Origin of the sequence: Sediminicola luteus, assembly GCF_002514735.1 — a bacterium.
Taxonomy (GTDB): domain Bacteria; phylum Bacteroidota; class Bacteroidia; order Flavobacteriales; family Flavobacteriaceae; genus HQA918.
Genome location: NZ_KZ300476.1, coordinates 261,956 through 285,236 on the forward strand (window position 1 = coordinate 261,956; position 23,281 = coordinate 285,236).

Annotated in this window: 11 protein-coding genes and 1 tRNA gene; all 12 read right to left on the reverse strand. The window is 44.0% G+C overall.

Going from position 1 to position 23,281, the window contains the following annotated elements:
- Positions 1-79 precede the first annotated feature (79 nt).
- Positions 80-2,860, reverse strand: a complete 2,781-nt coding sequence (locus tag B7P33_RS00880) for a helix-turn-helix and ligand-binding sensor domain-containing protein (RefSeq protein WP_216359340.1) — start codon at positions 2,858-2,860, stop codon at positions 80-82.
- Between the two features lie 146 nt (positions 2,861-3,006).
- Positions 3,007-3,690 (reverse strand): GTP cyclohydrolase I FolE, encoded by a 684-nt coding sequence (folE, locus tag B7P33_RS00885; RefSeq protein ID WP_097440086.1) that lies wholly within the window; start codon positions 3,688-3,690, stop codon positions 3,007-3,009.
- Complete coding sequence (locus B7P33_RS00890; protein ID WP_097440087.1) at positions 3,671-4,081, reverse strand: 6-pyruvoyl trahydropterin synthase family protein; 411 nt, start codon at positions 4,079-4,081, stop codon at positions 3,671-3,673. The genes folE and B7P33_RS00890 overlap by 20 nt, the downstream gene beginning before the upstream one ends.
- A gap of 211 nt (positions 4,082-4,292) precedes the next feature.
- Positions 4,293-7,046 carry a sugar-binding domain-containing protein gene (locus tag B7P33_RS00895; RefSeq protein ID WP_097440088.1) on the reverse strand — a complete coding sequence of 918 codons (2,754 nt, stop codon included), beginning with the start codon at positions 7,044-7,046 and terminating at the stop codon, positions 4,293-4,295.
- On the reverse strand, positions 7,046-10,357 hold the full coding sequence (locus tag B7P33_RS00900) for a DUF5107 domain-containing protein (RefSeq protein ID WP_097440089.1): 3,312 nt from the start codon (positions 10,355-10,357) through the stop codon (positions 7,046-7,048). Before B7P33_RS00900 ends, B7P33_RS00895 begins: the two co-directional genes overlap by 1 nt.
- 2 nt (positions 10,358-10,359) lie before the next feature.
- Positions 10,360-11,781, reverse strand: a complete 1,422-nt coding sequence (locus B7P33_RS00905) for a sugar porter family MFS transporter (RefSeq protein ID WP_097440090.1) — start codon at positions 11,779-11,781, stop codon at positions 10,360-10,362.
- Positions 11,782-12,058: 277 nt separating this feature from the next.
- Positions 12,059-12,132, reverse strand: a tRNA-Pro gene (locus B7P33_RS00910).
- A 1-nt stretch (position 12,133) separates the two neighbouring features.
- Positions 12,134-12,373, reverse strand: a complete 240-nt coding sequence (locus tag B7P33_RS19785; protein ID WP_097440091.1) for a GIY-YIG nuclease family protein — start codon at positions 12,371-12,373, stop codon at positions 12,134-12,136.
- A 559-nt stretch (positions 12,374-12,932) separates the two neighbouring features.
- A complete protein-coding gene (locus B7P33_RS00925) occupies positions 12,933-13,745 on the reverse strand; it encodes a mechanosensitive ion channel family protein (RefSeq protein WP_097440093.1) in 813 nt (270 codons plus the stop codon).
- Positions 13,746-13,763: 18 nt separating this feature from the next.
- Complete coding sequence (locus B7P33_RS00930) at positions 13,764-13,943, reverse strand: hypothetical protein (RefSeq protein WP_097440094.1); 180 nt, start codon at positions 13,941-13,943, stop codon at positions 13,764-13,766.
- Between the two features lie 2 nt (positions 13,944-13,945).
- Entirely contained in the window at positions 13,946-14,521 is a 576-nt protein-coding gene (locus B7P33_RS00935; protein ID WP_245871583.1) for an RNA polymerase sigma factor, read from the reverse strand.
- Positions 14,522-14,679: 158 nt separating this feature from the next.
- A complete protein-coding gene (locus B7P33_RS00940) occupies positions 14,680-23,211 on the reverse strand; it encodes a T9SS type B sorting domain-containing protein (protein ID WP_097440095.1) in 8,532 nt (2,843 codons plus the stop codon).
- Between the last annotated feature and the right edge of the window lie 70 nt (positions 23,212-23,281).

The following is a 23,281-nucleotide window of genomic DNA, read 5'->3' on the forward strand; positions in this document are numbered from 1 at the left end:
AAGAAATCGCAAGAAAAAGCCGGCTGTAAGGCCTTTGTATAGGTAATGTTGTGGTATTTGATGGTGGTTATTCCAACATTTATAGGTCCATGATGTATTTTACGAGGTTTTCGTCGCGATCTAATTGCATTTTTTTTCGCAAACGGTACCTTTTTATCTCTACACTACGGGTAGAAATATTGAATAATGGGGCAATTTCTTTAGAGCTTAAATTAAGTCTGAGGTACGCACATAAGCGAATATCGTTAGGAGAAAGTTTGGGATGTTTCGCCTGAAGCTTACCCAAGAATTCGCGATCTACATTATCAAAGGCCTCCTTGAACATTTCCCAATCATCACCGCGGCCCAAATCGGTTTCTATTATATTCAATAAAGAACGTATGCCTTCTTGGGTAAGGTTAGAACTCCTTAATTCATCACGGATTTTTTGAAGCAGTTCATTTTTCCTCACCATATTTAAGGTAGATGCGGCCAACTCTTTGCTTTTACCTTTAAAATCTTCACGTAATTTCGCATTACGCATTTGTATCAGCTCCTTCTCGTTTTTGGCCTTGATCAGATCGAGCTCACGTTTATTCCGTTCTATGAGTTGCTCTTGTTTCTTACGATAATAGCCTTTATAGGTCTGATGAATAAATCGAGCCAATACCAAAGCCATTAAACCGTAGATCAAAAACATTATACGAGCGGCATACCAAGGGGGGTGAATTTCAAAATCCATTGTGGCCGTATTCGTAGAGACCCTATTGCCAATTTTAGCCCTTAGTTCGAACTGATACTTTCCCGGACTAAGGTTTTCAAAGGTCACCGAGCTGTTGGTTGTCCAATCGGACCAATTATCAAAGCTTCCCTTTAACCTATACCCGTACTGGGCTTCTGGAATTTTTCGATAATCGGGTGAGTAAAATGTAAAACCGATATTGTTTTTGTCCCAAGACAACGAAGTAAAGCCCTTTTTTGATATGGTCTCACCTTTACTTACATCTTTCGAATCGTTTAAAAGATACACCCTATCTATATACACTTGAAAATCTTTGACTTCCAATTTATCGGAATTCATGATAACGAAACCTGATCTTGACCCCATCAAATATTGGTTTTCAGCTTGAATGGAGACCAAGCTTTCATAGCCTACGATTCCGTTCCTAAATGCTTCGGAAAGGGGAATTTTGGTTATTTCCGGAATCTCTGCTGTTGTGCCCTGTCGTAATCGATACAAATTCTGTTCGCCAAACAACCATAATGCCCCTGCCTTCCGATCAGAAATCATTTTTCCACTTATATAAGTATCTTCCTGAAATTCGCTTTGGAAGGGTTCATTCATCTTAAATCCACCCGACTTTTTATCATAAACATGCAGTCCCGATTTGGCATGGTAAAGGAGACTATCATTATACAGTGCCAGACCGGAATCGGCATTGGCCAATTCGGTGTAGGCCCGGTTTTCTAACACACTGGAGAAATCATCTGAGATTTGAAGCTTGAACAGACCTTTGTATTCGTGGTTAACCCAAATATGACCATCATAGAGCTCAAAATAACGTGAGGAAAGATCAAAGCCATCAATCTTGTTGCGAACTTGCCATAGGTCATTTTTGCGTTCCAACACCTTAAGGCCCGTATAACTCCCTTCGAGCCAAAGACCAGGTGAATTTGGTACGGCCATAATTTTCCAACTTCCGGCCGTTCGTGTTATATGTTCTGCCTTGCCCCCATCTATTAGGTAAGTACCATTATGGTGACCGCAGACCAACTGACCCTCTACCTCATCTAAAAACCAAACCTGACCTTGGGTACCGGGAACAAAACTAAAGGCATCTCTAGTATCTAATTTTCGGTAAAAAAGACCTTGATTGGTACCTAAATACAAATTTCCTTGCCAAGGGCGAGCGGCATAAACACTACCCAAGTTCCCTTGGTTATCTTTAAAAATTGAAAATGCCGATTGCAGCTCATAATACCCTATTCCGTTGTCGAGCCCCAACCAGATACCTCCGCTGACGCCTTCGAAAACCGATAATACGGTATTGTTGGCCAATGCGGTCTTACGGTTTATCTTATGAACTACGTCACCATCTTCATCTATCAAATATGCCCCTTGGCGCACCGTTCCCACAAGATACCCCCCTCCACGAACGTGTATGCCAGAATAAATCAGTGCCTGGGAAAGTTCGTTTTGAACAGACAAAAAACAGGTTTCCAGACCTTTAGGAGAGGTCTGCACAAAACCAAGTTGCTTTATCAAGTAACGAATGCCCCCAGCAAAAGGAAAAATACCGACCACTTCATAATCCTTGACCCAATCATGGGTTTCCTTTGGTGTTTGTACCCCACCAGTCATCTGAAATATGCCCTGACCCATACGTTGTAGCCAAAGGCTTCCGTTTACCTTAAAAATTTTGGATATTTTTTCTTCCGATTCAGTGATTCGGATTTCTTCCGTGGCGGGATTAAAAGTATATAACCGATCAAAGGATTGAAAAACGATATGACCATCGATTTCGAGTATGTTCCAAAACTCTTCATCGGTCTTTAATCCGTTTTTTACCTTTTTGGCTATAGAAGTATATTTTAATTGCCCTGTTAAATCCCGTTCCCAGTAGCCAAACTCCATATAACAGCCGGTATAAACTCGCGGTCCTTCTACCCATACTGAGCGCATCAAGGTTTCATTCGGACTCGGATATAAGTGCCATTGGGCACCATTATATTCCAACAACCCTTTATTGTTGGCCACAAAAATGCGTTTATCCAAAGATTGGGCTATAGCCCAGTTCTGGTTCTCGGCCCCATATTCATTGGGTGCATAATTGATTATGGGTGGTAGTTCCTGTCCTCCAAGGAAAAAGGATATCCCCAAACATAAAATGAAAAAGAAATGCTTAACCATGGCCCAGAATAACAACCTAAATATACAGCAAAATAGCCTAATGCGATTTAGTTTTCAGCTCTATTGACAACCTCTTAAACAACAATACCCTTATCCCAAAACAGCATCCTCAAAAATTATTCATTTAAGTAATTTTGCAATTCCATTATCTTTTGTGGTGTATTAAAAACCCCACCGTAATACGATGTTACCGTGGCCGAAGTATCGTCTTTAACACCCCTTGAGGAAACACAAAGGTGTTTGGCATCTATTATGACCGCAACATCTTCGGTACCCAAGGTTTGAACCATTTCCCGTGCGATTTGATTGGTTAGGCGTTCTTGCACTTGGGGTCTTTTGGCATAATATTGTACCAATCTATTAAGCTTCGAGAGACCGATTACCTTACCCGAAGATATGTAGGCCACATGGGCCTTGCCTATGATTGGAACAAAATGGTGCTCGCAATTGGAATAAAAGGTAATATTCTTTTCGACCAACATTTGCTGGTATTGATATTTGTTATCGAATAAGGCTACCTTGGGTTTATTCATCGGGTTTAGACCTGAAAAAATTTCATCGATATACATTTTAGCTACCCTATTGGGAGTACCTTTTAGGGAATCGTCTGTAAGATCGAGCCCCATAACTTCCATAATCTGACCGAACAAATCGGCTATTTTTATTTTTTTCTCTTCATCACCCAACACAAAGGCATCTGGTCGCATAGGGGTTTCCAAACCCATATAAATATGATCATCACCTATTTCGTCTTCCGAAAATCCGTTCAGGGTTTGCTTCTCAATAAGGGTATTCCACATAATTTCTGGGTGTTTCGAATAATTTGACTTTCAATTCCAACCGCTCTTGTAGCTCAGACCGCAACAGCTTGTAAATTACCATGGCCATGTTTTCCGCCGTCGGATTAAGTTCCCGGAATTCTTCGGTGTCCAAATTCAGGTTTTTATGATCAAACCTATCCAGCACCCTTTCCTTTATAAGATCCGAAAGTATTTTTGTATCGATAACATATCCGGTATGCGGATCAACCGTTCCGATTACCTTTACCTCTAAGTCATAGTTATGCCCGTGATAATTGGGATTGTTGCACTTTCCGAAAATGGATTTATTCTTTTCTTCACTCCAATGCTTATTATGAAGTCTATGTGCCGCATTAAAATGTTCACAACGTACTATGGCTACTTTTTCCATTTGGATTGAACTAACGATTGGAATACAAAATTACCAATTTTGTCTAACTATATTTATATTTTATTAGACATTTAATTCTTTCCGATGCATTATTGCCTAAAAAACCGTTGTATACAATTGATTTTATGTGTTTTAGAAAATATAGTATAAGCTATAAAAATCAGCCTAATCTATGGATCCGTGGTAGTAAAACCAGCCTTGATGTTCCCTGCTATTCAGACATCAATGCCCGTAATTTCGTTTTTGAAACCTCTTTTTGGGGATTAAATACGGAATCACTCATATAATATACCAGACTATGACGCAGCTGGCGGGCCACCGGCCGGTCCTCTAAATTAGAGTTGAGGTCAATCGATGAGAATATCAATTTCCCTTTGCCTACCTTAGCTTCGAATACATTCCCCAAACTACGGTTGGTCACAAAATTATCGATTACCCGAACAATGGGATCGACCCCTAGCCCTCCCATATCGATGCTTTTGGAATTTATCAACAGATCCCACCATTGCCAATTGGTATGCGATTGGGTTGGAAACTCACCCAATGCCGGATGTTTTGGATCGCAAAGAATGCCCATAGTGGCAGGCTGGTCGGGAAAGTGCACCGGACTCCAAAACACGGGTACGAAACGCCCATCTACCCCAACAAGCGATTCTTTTGGTGGACTTAAAAGCACACGGCCACCTTGATCCAAAACGGCTAGTACTTTATCGATATCATCGGTTACCACTATATCTTCCGGTTCTTTTTCTTCATGCCTCGGATACACCCAAATGGACCATGAATTTATATATGGACTATCTTTTAATCCGACCTGAATGGTCAATTGGGTCGCTTTATTTACGGTTAGGGCCAAATCTATGATGCCTAAACCTTTTTGTGTTCCCATGGACAAGTAATCGATAGCCAAGGTATCCGTGGCCCAAACGGTACCCTGCTCATCGGTAATTGTCCATTCAATTTCCTGATTTTGTAAATCTTGGTAATAATTGGCGATATCGATACATCCGTTAAAGCGTTCCCCGTCTTGGTATACTGCTTTTCCAAATCGTAATAAGGGCACCATTTCCGAATTAAACCGTCTAAACTCCTTTGCCGTAATTATGCCTTTAGACTGCCAAAAAGCATTCAACAATCCTACCAAGGCTGTACCCTGTCCCGGAAAATCTTGTAATTGCAACAACTGAAACCCATCGAAACCAGGGGTTTTTAATGCGCGTTCAATTTCTTCCTTATAAAGTAAGGCGGCTAATTTGCCCGAAGCTTGGGTAAACTGCGGGGCCAAATTCAACAATCCTTTTTGCTCTAGATCATTTTTAACAGCCATAAAATTCATTGGACTAAGCACCCCTGTATATTTATCAATTTCAGACAAATCGGGATATACGGCATACTGACCAATCTCATGCGAGACTATAGGCAGTTCTAAATAATCGATGTTTTCGGTGTAGCCTTTGTTAAAACTAGGAGGTTCCTCATTAAAAATACCTTGCCCACGCACCCAGCCTTTCTCCGTCCATTGGGTAATATAAAAATCATCGCCCATTAAAGGCCAAATGCCCTTGGGGCCCTGAAAAGAAAACGAAGTTGCCGCATAAAGATGTCTAGGGTCTTGGGTTTTGAGTTCGTCTACCATTTGGCCCATTAGGTCTACATCGCCTTCCAATTCATTTCCAAGGGTCATAAAAAGAAATGAGGGATGATTACCATAATCGCAAAGAATACGGCTGGCCTCACGTTCTAAAAAGGAAGTAGCATAACGGTCTGCACCTACTTCGGTACTCCAGTGGGGTAGTTCTACCTGTAAATACAAACCAAGGGCATCGGCCACTTCGAAGGCTGCTTTTGGCGGACACCACGAATGGAACCTAAGGTGGTTGATACCATAGGCCTTGGCCGTACCCATTATTTTTTCCCATTCAGCTGTGGTAGTTGGTGGGGCTCCTGTAAGCGGAAAACTGGCACAATTCAAATTTCCCCTTAAAAAAATAGGTTGGCCATTAAGTTTAAAATTTCCTTGCGCTACTTCAAGATCCCTGTAGCCAAAAGTAGTCTCTAAAGTATCCGTACTTTTCTCATGGGTAAACCGTATCTGAAATCTATACAGATTCGGATGGAACTCATCCCAAACTTGCATTTCCTTAGGTCTCGGGATTTCAAATTCGATTAAATCAGTCAATATCTTGGCTTTATCCATATTGCCGGTAATCATTTCATTACCCTCAGCATCATAAATACTATACGCCAAAGCCGATATTTTAGGAATGGGTTGTTCAAATACCGCCTTTAGACGATTAGTTGACGGTTCTGGGTAAATATGTAAGTTTTTTGGGGTATTGGCATCTTGTATGCTCAGCTCCATAGCACCCAATATCCCATTCCACTTTATTTGGGTATGATTGGTATACCCATGCATCATTTCCTTTGATTCTTTCTCGGGATACTGACCTCCGTACCTATTGATCAAAGGAAATTTATTGGCATTGTCAACCATAATGGTCAACAGATGCCGACCTGGTGTAATCATATTGCCCAAATTGAATTTATGTGCCGTTACCAAACTCTCGGCCTCGCCTACCAATGTACCATCGAGAAATACTTTAGAGCTCCATAAAATGCGTTCTAAGCTTAACTGTACCTCATAGGACTGCCAAGTATCCGGAATTTCTATTTCCCTTTGGTACCACGCCTTACCAATGTATTGATGTTTACGTTGTAAATGCGACAACACATGGTTATTAAGAGCAGGCTTTTGGATATTGGGGCTTCCTATTTCGGCCATATCCAAAGTGCTGGGTAATTCGATACCACTTCCATCTAGCCGTTTAGTTGCCCATAATTCAGTCTCCCCTCGATCTAGGGAATCCAGCCTAACTGTCCACTGACCCGAGATATCAATGGATTTTGGGTTCTCTGTTTTACAAGCTATAACCAGTATAACAAAAAGAATTGAGAAATACCGCATCACCAACCAATTAAAGCATTCGACATCAAACGTTTATGAACTAACAGTGAGACATTGAAACGGTTCAGTTGCGTAGCTTGGGCAAATACCTCTACCGCCAGAACCATTTTTTGCTGTCCCAAATACCCAAGCCCTTTAAGGTAAAGACACATCTGTTGTTGCCTTGCGTTCAAATCCTCGTTCCAAATCAACATGTCAGGTAAGGAAACCGCAAAGTAATCTACGGTCGCTTCTTCATGCATCATGGCCTCGCCAAACAAAATCAGGTTATTGAATTTATCTTGGGCCTTATGAACATCGCCTAATTTAACCAATGCCAAACCTTGATAAAAAATTTGATCGGGCCGCTGGTCATTGTAGTACATATTCATTTGCAGTTCCATTTTACCAGATGCCGCCTGTAACCATAACGAACGGGCCCTTTCCGTATCACCCATGGCCTCATAAACACAACCTTGCCAATACTGGATATCGTTTTCCAAGGTTCCCAAAAGCTTTCCCTCCCCCAAGTTTTCGGGATAGATCTGGGCCGAAGCCAAATGCGATAAAGCCTCTTCATACGCCTCTTCCATTAACCCTTGTTTAGCCAATTCTATATGTGCTGTAACATATTGGAAGCTAATCTTACCTTCGCCCCCTTCCCAAGGATGGAAATTTCGAACAGCAATCAAATCCAATGCCTTTTGGTAATGGCCCATTAGATTATGAAGTGTTACCCATTCGATATAAAGATCGTCACGACTTTGGATGAGGGTGATATTACGTTCGAACTGGCTTAGCCTTGATTCTACGGAAACATTCATTTTTTTGTTCAACTGATCAAACTCCATAAACAATCGAGCATTGTCGTAATCTAGGGCAAATGCCTTTGACATTAAGACCCGGGCGGAATCTTTCTCTTTGAACTTATTGTAATAACAAAGGGCCAGATTTCTGAACGGAATGGCAAAGGTTGTGTCTAATGCCACTGCCTGTTCCCAAGATTTCTTGGCCTTTTCGTACGATTTGGCATGATACTGGAAATTACCCAAATAGTAATGGGCCCTAGCATCTTGGGAATTGTATTCAAGCGCCTTTTTCAAGGCTATCAATTCTTCTAAACGGTTGGGAAAGCAATAATCAGGCGTAGCCTTTGTCGCCGAATCCCAACTTTTCTGAGCAGCTTTTATAGCTCCGGTCATAGCTTGATAATACCCCAAAAGATAGAATACCATGGGTGGTTTTTCACCACTCCATTCTAAATAATGCTGTAAAACCGCTACACTTTCTTTGACCATACCTGCATGACCATAGTCTATGGCCAACTCGAGAAAATTGTGTGCCTTGTTTCCCATAATTTCCATAAAATGGGTTAAATCGGAAGCCTTTTTATGGATAACCAAGCTTTCGAATGCAAGACCAAAACTTAACTTATCTAGATTTTGGGCTTGATCCAGTTTTTTTTCAGCCTCCACCATATTGCCCGATTTCCGTAAGACGACGACTTCTAAATGCCTAGCCTTATGGTTCAATGTATTCCTAACCAACGCATTTTCGAGATGATACAATGCCTTTTCGTAGTCTTGGGCCATACAATCCAATCGGGCCAAATGAAAGTATCCGGCATCTTGCCACGCTGCATTCCAACAACTTTTATAAAATGCTTGATATGCCCCTTGGCAATCCCCCATATAATTAAGGCACAAACCTTTGTTATACAACGCCTCGCCATCATACGGATTGGGATTCCTCTGGGTCAAGGTAGTAATGGCTATATCAAAATAGGCCAATGCCTCTTGAAACAACCCCCGTTTCATAAACAGTAACCCCATGGCATTATTTACCCGCACATTGGCCGGCTCCCTATCTAGGGCCTCCAAATAATAATCCGTAGGGTCATAAGTGGCATGGCGGTATTGCTCTAAATGTTGACCGCGGAGATACAATTGTTCCACACTATTCTTTTCGGCAGGTTGTTGGGCCGGTTGGGCAGGACTTGGTAGCTTTTTACCCCCTTTTTCGGTGCTCTCCCAAGAAACCAAAACTTTACCCTCATCATCTTGAACCAACACCTTAAATATGGGTTTAGATTTGTCTTCTATGGGTAATCGCAGCTCAAATGCCCCTTCGGGATCCAATCTGAGCGTATTTTCCAAAAGCAAAGCTTGATTTTGATGCACTTGCAATTTGGCTCCTTCATAAACAGCGGTCACATGAATAATAATATGGGCCGAAGCTCCGTTTACTTCGAAATTAAGCAATGCTTCCTTGGTTGCATTCTTCACCATGCCTACCTTATGATACGGTAAAAAGTATTGTTCGAACCGTTTCTCTTCATAGGGATGGAGCCATGCAAAATCGGGCTGATTATCGGTATAAACCCCACACATCAACTCTATATATGGCCCATCGGAATCGGTAAGGTTCCTATCCCAGGCCCTCCCGAAATCGCCATTACCCCATGTCCATTGTTTTTTACCTGGTGAAATATGATGATTGGCCACATGTAACAAACCACATTCTGCAGCTTTATCGTAGCCCCCAACAAAATCATAATCAGAGTTAATGGCCATATACGAGGTAGGCACCGGAATATTGGCATATTTAGAAATATCGGTACCAGGCGCATAATCTACTTTGTAATAGACGCCCTTGGCTATCGGAAACTCTGAAACATCACGTTTGCCATGATCGAATACCGCATTTACATCGGGTGGAAAAACAGATTGGTATTGATCATTGACAGATACGGCCGGGTTGGCCCACCATAAGAAGGTCTGTGGGTGTGGGGTACCATTAAAAACCCTTCCCTTAATCTCTAGGTAGGCCTTGTCTGGATATAGGGTAAAACCAGCCATACCTTTGGTTCGTCCCATACGCTCTACCTCGCCCAACCATACCGTCTTACTGCCATCGATCTGTTCTTGTATCTCACATTCAACAGGCTCATAAGTACTTGGCCTATGATGTTGGGGCCAGTTAAATTCAATACCCCCAGAAATCCATGGCCCAGTAAGTCCGACCAATGCGGGTTTTATCACTTGGTTATAATAAACAAAATGGCGCTTTTTAACCTTATCGTATGCCATTTGAACCCTGCCGCCTAATGCCGGAAGCAACATGATCTTGATATACCGATTCTCGAGGTAGATTACTTCCCAGTCAATTTCTTTCGGACTATCGGCCACAGATTCGATTACGGCATAAGGGTACACCGAGCCACTACTACCCTGATAGACCCTTTTCTCTAAAAAGACAGGATACTTTTCAGCTTCACCCACCTCGTAAGTGGGAAAGGTTTTTTGGGTTTTCCAAACCTTTACTTTTTCCATACTCAATTCAATTTGGAACGCCCTATCAATCGGATCTCTATTTCTTCTAAAGATTTTCCTTTGGTCTCGGGAAGGCGTTTTGTTATGAATACATAACCCAAAAGACAGATTACCCCATAGGCCCAAAATGTTCCCGATGCCCCAAATAAATCGTGTAATACAGGAAAGGTATAGGTAAGTAAAAAGGATGCAATCCAAAGGGCCAAGGTAGCCACCGCCATAAGCTTGCCACGCCATCTATTCGGGAAGATTTCGGAAAGCACTACCCAAGTAATCGGCGCCAAGGTCATTGCATAAATACCAATGCCCATGACGATCAACACCAAGACCAATACACCTTTAAGACCCAAATAGTAGGCCACGCCCAACAGGGTATACGTTATGGCAAGCCCTAAGGCCCCTTTTCTAAGCAGGTTACGTCTACCCCATTTATCTACCAGCTTAAGTGCCAACAACGTAAAAACCAAATTGACACTACCTGTAATAATGATATTGAATAAAATGTCGTTAATCCCAAATCCGGCTGAAGCGAAAACCTCTTGGGCGTAGTTAAAAATAATATTAATGCCACACCACTGCTGAAATATGGCCAATACTACACCCAAAAGAATTATGGGCCTTATTTTCTTAGCTGTTATCTTGCTTAAATGCGAATCTTGATTTTCTGTATTTGCCAAACTCTGTTTAATAGCCGCCAATTGTTTATACGCATAATCGGTATTGGCAATTTTCTGCATTACGGCAGCCGCCTCGGTCAAGCGCCCTCTTTTAACCAAAAACCTAGGGCTATCGGGAACCAAAAACATACAAAACAGAAACAATAGCGCCGGAACACCTTCTGCCAAGAACATGAAACGCCATCCCATTTGCCCATTCCACGAATCTTCAATCTGAGCGTCTGTATATGTTGTAGGAATCGGTTCGGCAATACTATAATTCACTATTTGGGCCAAAAGAATACCTATAACTATGGTTAATTGGTTTAAGGAAACCAAGCGCCCCCTATAACGGGCCGGGGCCATTTCAGCAATATATAAGGGAGACAAGGTCGAAGCCAACCCTATACCCACACCTCCTAAAACCCTGAAGAAAACAAAAGCCGAAACCGTATCGGCATAACCTGTTCCGAAGGCGGATATCGAAAAAAACAGAGCCGCCAAGACCAAAGGTTTCTTCCTACCCCAACTATCGGCTAAAAAACCCGATAAAATAGCTCCAATGACACAGCCCAACAAGGCACAGCCCATGGCCCAGCCTTGCAAAAAAGGGTTATCGGAAATCCTAAAAAACAGCTCGTAAAAAGGTTTTGCACCGCCTATTACCACCCAATCATATCCAAATAGAAGCCCGCCCATAGCCGAAACAAAGGCAATAGAAACCAGATAGAAATGATTTATTTTTTTGGAATTCGAATTATCTAACAAAATCGAGTGCTTGTTACACGTTACACTATTTTAGTCGTTAAACCAAAACACCTCCTACAAATCTTGCAGGATTAAAGCGCAATTTAGTGTCGTATCCACTCTTAGCCAATAGACGAATTTCGAAGTGATATGGATAATTCTATGGTGCTCTAATTGCTGTCTGCACTTACATTTAGCACACTAATGTATTGCTTCAAGGGAAGCCGACCTCACCAGCTATGTACCAAAGTATACAAAACAAAAAGACCCACAGCAATGCTGAGGGTCTTTAGGGTTGTCGGGATGACTGGATTCGAACCAGCGACCACACGCACCCCATGCGTGTACGCTACCAGACTGCGCCACATCCCGATTATTTTTTATCTTCCATATATCTTCTAGCTCCCTTGCCTTTAATAACCTTTTCAAGTTGTACAGCTTCAGACCTATCCTTACATGGATACACTTTCAGTAGCTTCCATGGTATTCCACGAGAAGTATACTTACTTCGTGACGTATTATGTCGTTCTATCCTTTCAGAAAGGTCATTGGTATAACCTACATAATACTTATTCAATTTTTCAGAGAACAGTATGTAAACAACATATTCCATTCTACTAACGTTTGGCGACCATCCTGCCTCGCAGGATACGCTACCTCCCGATAGCTATCGGGATGCGCCACATCCCGTGACAAGAACTTGATACCCCTTGATACCCGATTCGGATGGCAAAAATATAAAAGTCCAGCAATTATGCCGGACTTTTTTTAGATAAATTTTGCTCAAATCTATCAACCAATTCAACTAAAAATCAATGAAGGACTGATCATCATCTTTCCAAGCTGCTATGTTTTTGAGGGTTAACCATCAAATTACCCTCTAAATCATTTTGTAACCGTAAGAATGTGGCTTTCGATTTTTTGTATTGCTCATAAGAATCTTTACAAAGCAACAGTAAAGTTACCATGGCTGCAGCCAAGGCGATCCAAACGGTATAAACAATTATCATCTGTGTCATTTCCATTTTTACCAAAATAGGTATTTACCAAGTCCTAAAACTGGTTTAAGTGCGTTCTCATTAATTATGACACCACTTCTTTAAAAAAGACACAAAAAAAATAGGCCCTTGTCACAATCAAAGACCTATTCCGCTGTTTTTCTTCAAGTTAACTTAAGAAATAATTTCGATTTTTTTATTGGATACCTGCTTAATCGGGTACACTTGCTTGGTCTCCCCTATTTTAATGACCATACAAATATTATCTATGGCCAATATGGTGCCTTCCTCACCATCGATACGGATACGTTGCCCCACTTCAAAATTCTTTCTGGAATAAAACCCTAACATCAATCTGTAGATTATATCGCGGGAGCCTAGGCCCAAAGCAATCGTAAAGGCAGCCAAGAAAGCCCCAAGTATCAAGAAAAGGTTGTTGGTGATGATCTCGGTATCGATTCCCGCCTGATCCAAGGCCATTACGAATACCATGACAATCAAAATGTAAAAGACTATGGTGCTGATACTTTTTGAACCATTCAAATCAAAGCCCTTTAGCATTGAGGTTATGGACTTGCGCACCAATGCCGCACCATAGGCCCCAATAAAGAAAATGGCCACTGCACTAAAAATACGCGGTAAGAAATTTATCAATTGCCCTACTTGGTTCGATACCACCGTTAGGCCTAGCATATCGGCACCAACGATAATGAACACCAAAATCAAAAACCACTTTACAAAGGTCAATACGATTTTTGAAGGTACGATCTTAACACTGCCACCGAACATGGGATTATTTTCATTGAACTTTTCGGCCAGTTTATCTACCTTGGTATAGGCCAAGCCTTTTTTTACGGCATATAAGAAACCCTTCAATACCAACCATCCTACGATCAGAAAAAGTATCCCGCCCAGGATCTTAGGTAAAACCCCGACAAACTGCTGCCAAAGGCTTTCCAATAATTCTATATTTAATTCTGTGTCCATGATGTGTAAGTTATGTTTTTATTGCTTGCTTCGTCTTAACATTTTTAAGAGACTTTCTACTGAACTGGCATATTTTACCATTAAAAGGTCGGCCAAATCTAAGGTAAGTTTCACCAAGGCCACATCTTTCATGACCTTTTCCTTCAATACCTCAGGAAGCTTTTCGTTCTGTATTACCTGTTCAAAAGGATTTTCCATACCTACAACCTTTTATAAATTTCCAAAAGCTTTGATTTGGCCCTGTTCAATCTCATTTTTACGGCACTCTCGCCTATTTCCAATACCGACATAATCTCTTTGATACTCATGCCGTCTTGATATTTCATGAACAGCAACATCTTTTCGGCCACATCGATACGATCGAGGGCCTTGGCCAATTTATCGGCCTTCATTTTATAGATTTCGCTGTCGTCGACCTCTTCGTCGTGCCTGTTCGAATAATTTTGGATATCATCGGTAAGCACTTCTTTTTCCTTACGTTTCTTTAACTGGCGCTGTACATAGTTCACACAAAAATTATAGGTAAACGAGTACAGCCAAGTAGAAAACTTGGATCTTCCTTTAAAGGTCCGCAACTTCACGAAAAGCTGCACAAAAATATCGTGGGTCAAGTCTTGGGCCTCTTCTGTATTCTTCACAAAACCCAAACATTTGTTATATACCTTGTTCGAGTAGCGATCGTACAAAATGGCAAATAGAAAGGTGTCGTTACTCTCAACGATTTTTGAGACTAACGCTTCATCACTACTGCTTCTATCTATTCCGCCTTCGGCCAACTATGGATACTATTGAGGCTATTTGATACCATTAGGACACTACACTTTTCGATAGGTCACAAAAAAATTACCAATAGGCCCGATTCAGTATAAAAACGAAGCAAACTTTAAAATAGTACGAAATTTCTTATTTAATTTCTCAAGGAAGGACACCACCCCTATCGGTACAGGGTGAAGTGTCCTATATAATGCTGTTTTTCACGGTCGTTGGCGTTTACTTCGTACCAGTAATCGCCTGTCGGAAGCTCTTTTCCTTCATAAGTACCATCCCATTTCTTCACCTGATCTAAATGGGCCACTACCCTACCATATCGATCATAAATGATCACTTCGATAGACGGGAACATTTCCCGATTGGTAACATACCATAGATCGTTAAGGCCATCGCCGTCGGGGGTAAAGAATTTCGGAATCTCCATTTTACCATCGAAATCAAAGGGAAACATTACTTGTGTCTGGCAGCCCATGGCATCAATCACACTGATCAATACATCGGCATCGTAATTCAAATTGAATACATTGTTATCTCCCTGATACTCGCCATTGAAATAAAACTGATACTCGCCATAACCCCCAGAGGCCGTGGCCGTCATTTCGTTCGGGCCAGTTTTTTCTACCTCCAACACCAATGGCTCATATGCCTCCATAGTAAAGCTCACCGAATTGTTACAACCATTGGGGTGGTAAATATATACGGTATGCTCACCTGCGGCCAAATCGCCAAAAGTACTTTGTTCCGTAGCTACGGCTACATCGTCTACATCCAAAGAGAACAGTAGTCCCCCGACCGAATTGTCGCTCATTTCGATTACCGTGGTACTATAAGGGAATATGCCTTCACAGCCATAATCAATTTGGGCTTCGGCGGCCAAGTTTACCCCAATATCTATTGGGATAGACACATTGGCTTCACAACCTTGGGCATCCCTGACGAACAACACATAGGTTTCACCGCCTTGTAGCATATCAAAGGCCAAGGTATCGTTTCTTTCATAGGTTTCGGTACCATCGGAATCGGGACCAATAAACATGGTTTCGTAATACGTTGCCCCAGTAACCGGGTCTTCGAAAGGTGTACCCCCTTGTACAATTACTTGGGCCGAACCATTGGATTCGCCCAAACAAATCTCAGGAGTGGTGTTTACATCGCTAATTACCAATTCATCTGGTTCCTCTATGGTAACGAAGGTCTTTTCGGAACAGCCTTGTTCGTCTTGGATCAATATCTCGTAGGTTCCGCCTTCCAATTCTTCAAAGACATAGGTGCCCGGGGTATCGGGATCACTGAAAAAATCATTGAAATTCGGTGATATCGCAAACTGGATCAATCCCTCCCCACCATCAGTCACCTCTATGGTAATGGTACCGTTGGCTTCGCCATCACAACCTACCGGGGTCGGGGTAGCATTGAAAACGATAGGCTCGGGTCTAACGATTTCCCAAGGTCCGTCTACATCGAAACAGGTAGAACCACTGGTAACCGCCACATAATAATCATCAGCTTGATCCAATCCTTCAAAAGTCCCGAAATCTTGAGGGCCCATAATCAAGGTTGCTGTAGCATTAGGGCTGAAAGGATCACCTGGATCTCCCCTATATAAGAAGTATTGATTACTACCTATACCACCGGAAGCGAAAGATTCAATACGGCCATCAATTTCCGAGGCACAAGAAATATCATCGGGTGAATTTACCAATAAATCCAAATTCTGGGCATCGATCAAGGTTAAACCATTGGAAGTAACCACATCACAGGTATTGGCCGCATTCACTTTACGTATATCGAACTGATAGAAATTTGGTCCGCCATCGATTAGTACGGAACTGTTACCTACTCCCATAGAGGTAAAAGTCGCTGCGGGGGTTGGATGCACCATACGGTATTCGTACTCAAAGCCGGCTTCCGGATTCTCTACACTCAAGCGCATTTGTCCGAGTCCGCCACAACCGGGTGCCTGAACCTGAACCAAATTCGGGATAACGGCCGGTGGTGGATCTACATAATAGGGCGGACTAACCCCGATACAGCCGTAACTAGACGACACTTCAATGGCATACCAACCCGCCGAGATATACCCCGTATTGGCCGCACCTTCGAAAGTAGGCCCATCTTGAAGTCCGCTACGCGACAACTCGTCGGTGACATCGTTACTGCCCAAATAGATCAATTGATATTTATACCCGGCACCGGTTACACCGCCCGAAGCCCCGGGGGTTGCCGTAACCGCATCGCCCGTAGCGGGATCATAGGCTTCTAAAATAGCGTTATTACCCCCTGGACAAACCAAAGCTTGAGGTTCGCGTATACCTACAGCTATGGGCGGTACGGCATCTAGTGTAATATTAAAATTGATGGTACAGCCTTCGACATCCCTATATTCTACGATATAGTCCCCACTGGATAGATTTTCGAATCTCTCGCTATTGCCCCAAGGTCTTACTTCAGTTCCAGAGCCATCCAACAGTCTATACTCATACGGAATCAAATCCCAACCACCAGTAAGGCTAGCGGCTATGACTCCGGTGTTATTATTACAACTTACGTTACCAATAGCTACTGCATCGGGTACCAAGGCCCCGTTAGGTGCACGTACCGTAGTTACATTACTAGTGGCCGGACATTGAGGGTCGACTACCGTGGTGATATCCACAATAAAATTCCCGCCAGTTAAGCCGGTGATACGGGCTGGGTCCCCACTTACATCAGGGAAATTGGCCGTATCGAAGCTACCGGAAGTCACTCTTGGCAACACTCGGTTCCCCAGATTGTCCATTTGAAAGACTTCATAATTATAAACCCCCACATAGTCGGTAACCTCAATAAACAGGGCTCCGTCGTTACCCGGCACCGCACAACGCACCGGATTGGCCTCTGTTATGACCACAGTAGGCGAAATGGGATCTATCACCGTATGTAGCGGTAACGGATAAATACAGCCACCCGTAAGATCTTCTACCTCTAACAGATAACCTCCGGCCACCGGAAGCTCTACCGTTACAAAAGTACTGCCTCCACTATTCACCGGTGTAACGGCAGCTGGTCCACTGGCGGCACTCACCCTAAAATTGGTCGTACCCACCACATCGACCCGAACCCTTTCCGGGGCGGCACAGGTTAAGGCACTAAGCAAACTTAAACTGGGTACAACATCGGTAGGTGGATTAAGTGGTGGTAGACTGAAGGTGGTCTGACACCCATTACCATCTATGGCATAAACCGTTATATTTTGGGTAGCCCCATTATCGACGATCTCAAAAGTATTCGCGGTCTGGTAATTCTCAAAACCGGTAATACTATATTGATAGCCACCCACCGCAGTACCCGGATTTCCAGGATCTACCGTCACTGTTACTATCGTAGAACTATATCTATTGGCACCCGGCTCACAGGCAAAATCGGGTGCAGCAGCACTAATCGCAAATGCTGGTGGATCTATGATTTCGATCAATCCATAAACCACTGTACAGTTACGTGCCGTAACCACTTCTATATCGTACCTTCCCGGACCTAAATTCGGGAATGACCCTCCGGCATTATTACTGATCAAGGCCCTTGAATCGAAATTCAATAAGCGATAATCGACCGGGGCATCTACATCTGTACCCGCCTGTAATAACACATCTATGCTACCATCATTGGCCCCATTACAGCTTATTTGTTGGATATTGACCGTATCTATAACCGGTGGCACAGCGGCATCTAAGGTAATACCGTCTACCAAAAAGGTACAGTTTCCGGTAATATCAACCACGATATTATCAGTCACCAACACCTCATAATCCCCTGGGGCATAACCCGTAAAGACTCCGGTATTGTTACTGGCGATCACCATACTGGTAGCACCGTCGCGTAGGTCGAAGGTAAAATCACCACTACCTCCAGTGGTCGAAATTTGTATCTCACCATCGTTTACATTACAGCTTGGCTGGGTAGTAAACCCGCCCGAAGCGGATAGAAACTCATAAACCTCAGCTGTTCCGGTACTGGTACAGCCATTGGCGTCTTCCAGATGAACCGGGTAACTTCCGGGGCTATTGACCGTAAAATGGGCTTCATATGCCGTACCACCCCCATTAAGTACCCCAAACTGGGTTACCCCTCCCAAGGTAAACCTCGGCGTATTGATGGATGCAGGCGTACTAACCGTTATCTGAAAAATTGCTGCGGTTATATCACATTGGTTATCCACTAAAATAGAAGGTGCCGGTAATGGTGGATCTTGACTGATAATGGTAGCAATAGCAAAAGAAGTACAGCCTGCGGCATCGCGTACAAAAACACTATAGGTTCCGGCCGGGGCAACAAAAGTGGTTTGGTTCCCAAAATCGTCGGATGGATCGGCCGGGGTACTGGTTCCCGTATAATCGGGGGTAAATCCGGCAGAGCCAAAAGCAAAAGTATAAGGCCCACCACTGCCCCCGCTGCCTTGTACGGTTATTTGTCCGTCGGCATTACAATTCGCGGGTTGTTCGGCTATGATATCTATGGCCGGTAGGTTTTCGTCTATGACCACTCCCGTAGCATCGGTACAACTATCGGTAAGATTGTTTACCAAAATCTGATAATCGCCCGAAAGTGCCCCGTAGGTATTCACATAAGGATCAGCACCCGGGGTTACCGTTTCCACTAGGGTTACCGTGCCGGTATCGTTATCGATAATACTGATTTCCAGGTTATCTACACCAGCATTGAATCCAGTTACCGTATACACGATTTCGCCAAAGCGGTTGGCGTCACAGGCACCAGGGGTAGAAACCGCGGTAACATCCAATGGCGAAGGCCCATTAATCGGCGGAATCTCATCTAAATACACACAGCCCGTTGCCGTATCGGTTACCTCAACCGTATAGGCTACCCCAAATTGAAGATTGTTAAACGTATGGCGTACCGGTGTTAGGTTCGGACTCACAGGTGGGTTCGGGTCATTCGCCAATCGGATCAAGAAAGGCCCAACACCACCTACTATTTCAACCGTATTGCTAAATCCGGCCGGACCACAAACCGGAGCCGGCACCGGATCGGGAACCACATCTACCGTGGTTTGGGTTATGGTAACGGTATCTTCGTCCCTACAACCATTAACATCGAGGGTGGTAACCGTATAATCACCAGGAGCAAGTCCGGTAAAATTCACCGGAAAAGTCGAGGTTGGTCCAGAACGGGCCACTTCTACCCCACTAGCGTCACGAACGATAAAGGTAAAATCGGCGGTCCCATCGGTGACTCCCGTAACATCTATCCCTCCTTCTACCGTACCAGAGGCACAGGTTGCGGCCACAGGGGCCACTGTGGCATCTGGTGGGGTACCGTCCAAGGGCACCGTAATATTCTGGGGAACGGTCAAACATCCCCTAGCATCACGTACTGTATACGAATAGGTGGTCCCTTCGGTTAAACCCGAATATACGGTCTGGCTACTAAAGGCGCCACCGTTAAAACTTATTTCATAAGGAGGTAAGCCGCTGGTTGCATCGGGCGTAATGGTTACCGTACCATTATTCAAATCACTACAGCTACCAGAAAGAGCGGTGGCGGTAGCCGGATTTATATTGGCCGGAGGATCAAGTACCAGAGGATTGGATACCGCAGTACAACCTTGATTATCGGTAATCCGGAATACATAGGTACCATCTACATTGGTATCATATAAGAAAGAATTCGTGGTCATGGCAACGGGCGCACCAAAAGTGGCACCATTATCGGAACTTACCTCATAGGTTTTGGAAGCCCCGGTTAAATACCCACCGGAAGCGCTCACACGAATACTACCATCGGCCCCACCACATGGAATTTCGGCATCTACTCGGGTAACCACCCTTAATTGGGGGTTCACGGTAACATTAACAACATCGGTACAATTGTTTCCATCGACCACTTCAATATTGTAGTTGCCTGGGGCCAAGCCCGTAAAAACAGGACTGGCCTGAAGGGTTCCACCATTAACACGGTATTGGAAACTAGCGGCTGGAGCGGAACCTGCGGTTGCCGTTACACCAATAGTAGCCCCAGTACCGGGCACATAGCAAAAATCGGATGCCGCGGCATCTAAACCGATACTTGGGGCATTTAATGGGGTCAGACTAAAATTAAAGGTCGCACTACAGCCCTCAATATCATCTACCTGTAGCGTATAAGCCCCAGCTTGGGACAAATTACCAAAGGTACGGCCCGATTTTGGCCCTACCGTGCTACCATCGGGTCGAGTTAGGGTATACCGGTAGCCACCCCAACCACCGGAGGCATTGGCCACTACCCTACCCAAATTGCCATTGGCACAGCTCATATCCCTCACATTACCGTTCAAGGCTATGGGGGCTGCCGGTTCTTCAATGGTTATTGAAGCGGTATCGGTACAACCGGAATCGGTATCGGTAACCGTTATTGTATAGGTACCAGCACCGGAAGCCGGCAGAACGACTTCGGCATTGTTCTGTGGACCACCCGTTATTCCACCCGGATTGATTTCATAGGAATAGGTGTTCGCAAAGCCATCGATAATAAAGGCTCCCCCACCATCGGTGGCGCCCGTACATACACGGGTATCGGCACCGGAACGCACCCTAGCGCGTATAGAGCTGATAACGGCCGGGGTAAAGAATCCGGTCAATTGACAGCCATTGGCATCGGTAACCCTAAATTCGTAGGACGTATTGGTACTAAGTCCAACAAAGGTATCACTAGCACCATTATTGATGCTTACCGGACTAATCACCTCGTATTGGGTTATGGCCGCATTGGCCGTAACGGTGAGCTGTACATCGGATGTACCGGCGGCACAACTGATATTGGCCTGGGCAAAACTTATGGCCGTTGGCGGATCTACATCATCTATGGTTATAGGTGTTATCGGCAAAGAACAACCTCCCGAATCTCGAATAACCGGATTATAGGTACCTGCCGAAAGATTGGAATAGACTTGTTGGCTACTAAAATTCACCCCATCGATACTGAATTCATAACCACTGCCCGAACCTCCGGAAAATGGCCCAACGAATTCAATCTCACCGCCATCTACACCACCAGTGCCGTTACATACACGGTCTTGGTTTTTAACAGCATTACCGGTTATGGCGCCCACATTGGTCACCGTTACCGTTGTGGGTATGGTATAAATACAATCGAAAGCCCCTTGCTGATAACGTACCTGAATACTATTATAGGTGCCATCGGACACGGAAAGTACGGGACTATTGCTCCAAGCATCGGCCGGAGTAGCCCTAAAAGAAAGGTTATACCCTTTGGCATCAACTATGGCTATATTTAAAGTAGCCCCGCTGGAACAACTTCCGTTGGTACCATTAACGGTTACATCGGGTGGGGTTAGCTCCTGAACTACCGCCCTAGTCGTAATGGTACAACCATTGGCATCGGTAATCGTAAAATCGTAGGTACCGGCAGTAGTGACGTTATACAAATTTTGGGTGGTATACGACCCACCTGAATTACCTCCATCACTTACGGTGTAGGTATAGGGGGCGGCACCCCCCGAGGTACGAACGATAATATCTACATCGTTGGCCCCACAAGTTGGGTCGGCACTTAAACTGTTGTTTACTTCGGTTGAGGCGGAGAGGGCTGTAATGCCATCGCCAATAACAATGGGATTACCTCCCGTATCTACCGACTGGGTAGGGGCTGGAATTCCATTGGCCGGATCACCCGTACATTGCTGGGTCTCTACCCGAACACTATAGGTACCAAAACCAACTGCGGCAAAGGTGTAGGGGTTATTCGGTATAAAAGTGGTAAACTCCTGAGGCACGCCGGAGGCATCTAATAAGGTATACTTATATGGCCCGGGAACGTTATTCACATTAACCGTAATACTTCCGGTTTCGCCATAACAGGCCGCGTCGGTAAAGGTTACATCGATATCGATATCCAACTGTTCGATCACAATGGGATCATACGGGTACTCACAGGTATTCGGGGTATTCTGTAATCTAGCTTTTACCACATAGGTCCCCGGTGCCAGACCATCGAAAATAGCCGAACTCTGCCAGGCCCCGAAGCCGCTACCACTGTCAATGGCATACTCATAGGCACTCGAAAGGTTGGTAATCTGTATACGCCCATCTACCCCACAAATAAAATCCCTTTTAACAAAGGTCTGGGTAATGGTACTTTTCTTAACCTTGATATAATAATAAGCACCACCATTTACACGTACCCTAAACTCTGCTCCATTCGAGGCGGATACCGAACTGGCGTCTATATTAAAGTTGGCCGCGGTACTTACTGTAGACCAACACGAATTGTTACCATCGGCACAGTCGGCATTGATATCGGCATTACAACTACCACTAGGGTTATAGACCTGCCATTCGTAGCTACTGTAAGAGCCACTTAGGCTAATGGGACGGTCATCGGAATTACCACAAAGGTTAAAACGCGCAATAGTACTACCATCATTGGAACAGGCCACTACCTCGTCGGCGTTAGTAACAATGGTAGAAAACATAGGCGCAGCCTCAGCTAAAGACAATTCAGCTTTTTGGGACAACAGCGATGTTTCCGATTGGATTTTGGACTGGGGGAGGCGTTCTTTGCTTTCCGTAATTCTATATATGGTACGTTCTACCCATGTGGATAGATCCATATTGGTATTTGCCAGAGACGTAGTGCCGATTACGAACAATAGCATAAGAACTACGGCGTACGCGAAACGCTGTAACTTCTTTGGGAGCATAGGTTAAGTCTGATAAGTAAGCTATTACGGGATTTGGGAGCCCTTAATCGCTTAGCAATGGTAAAATTTT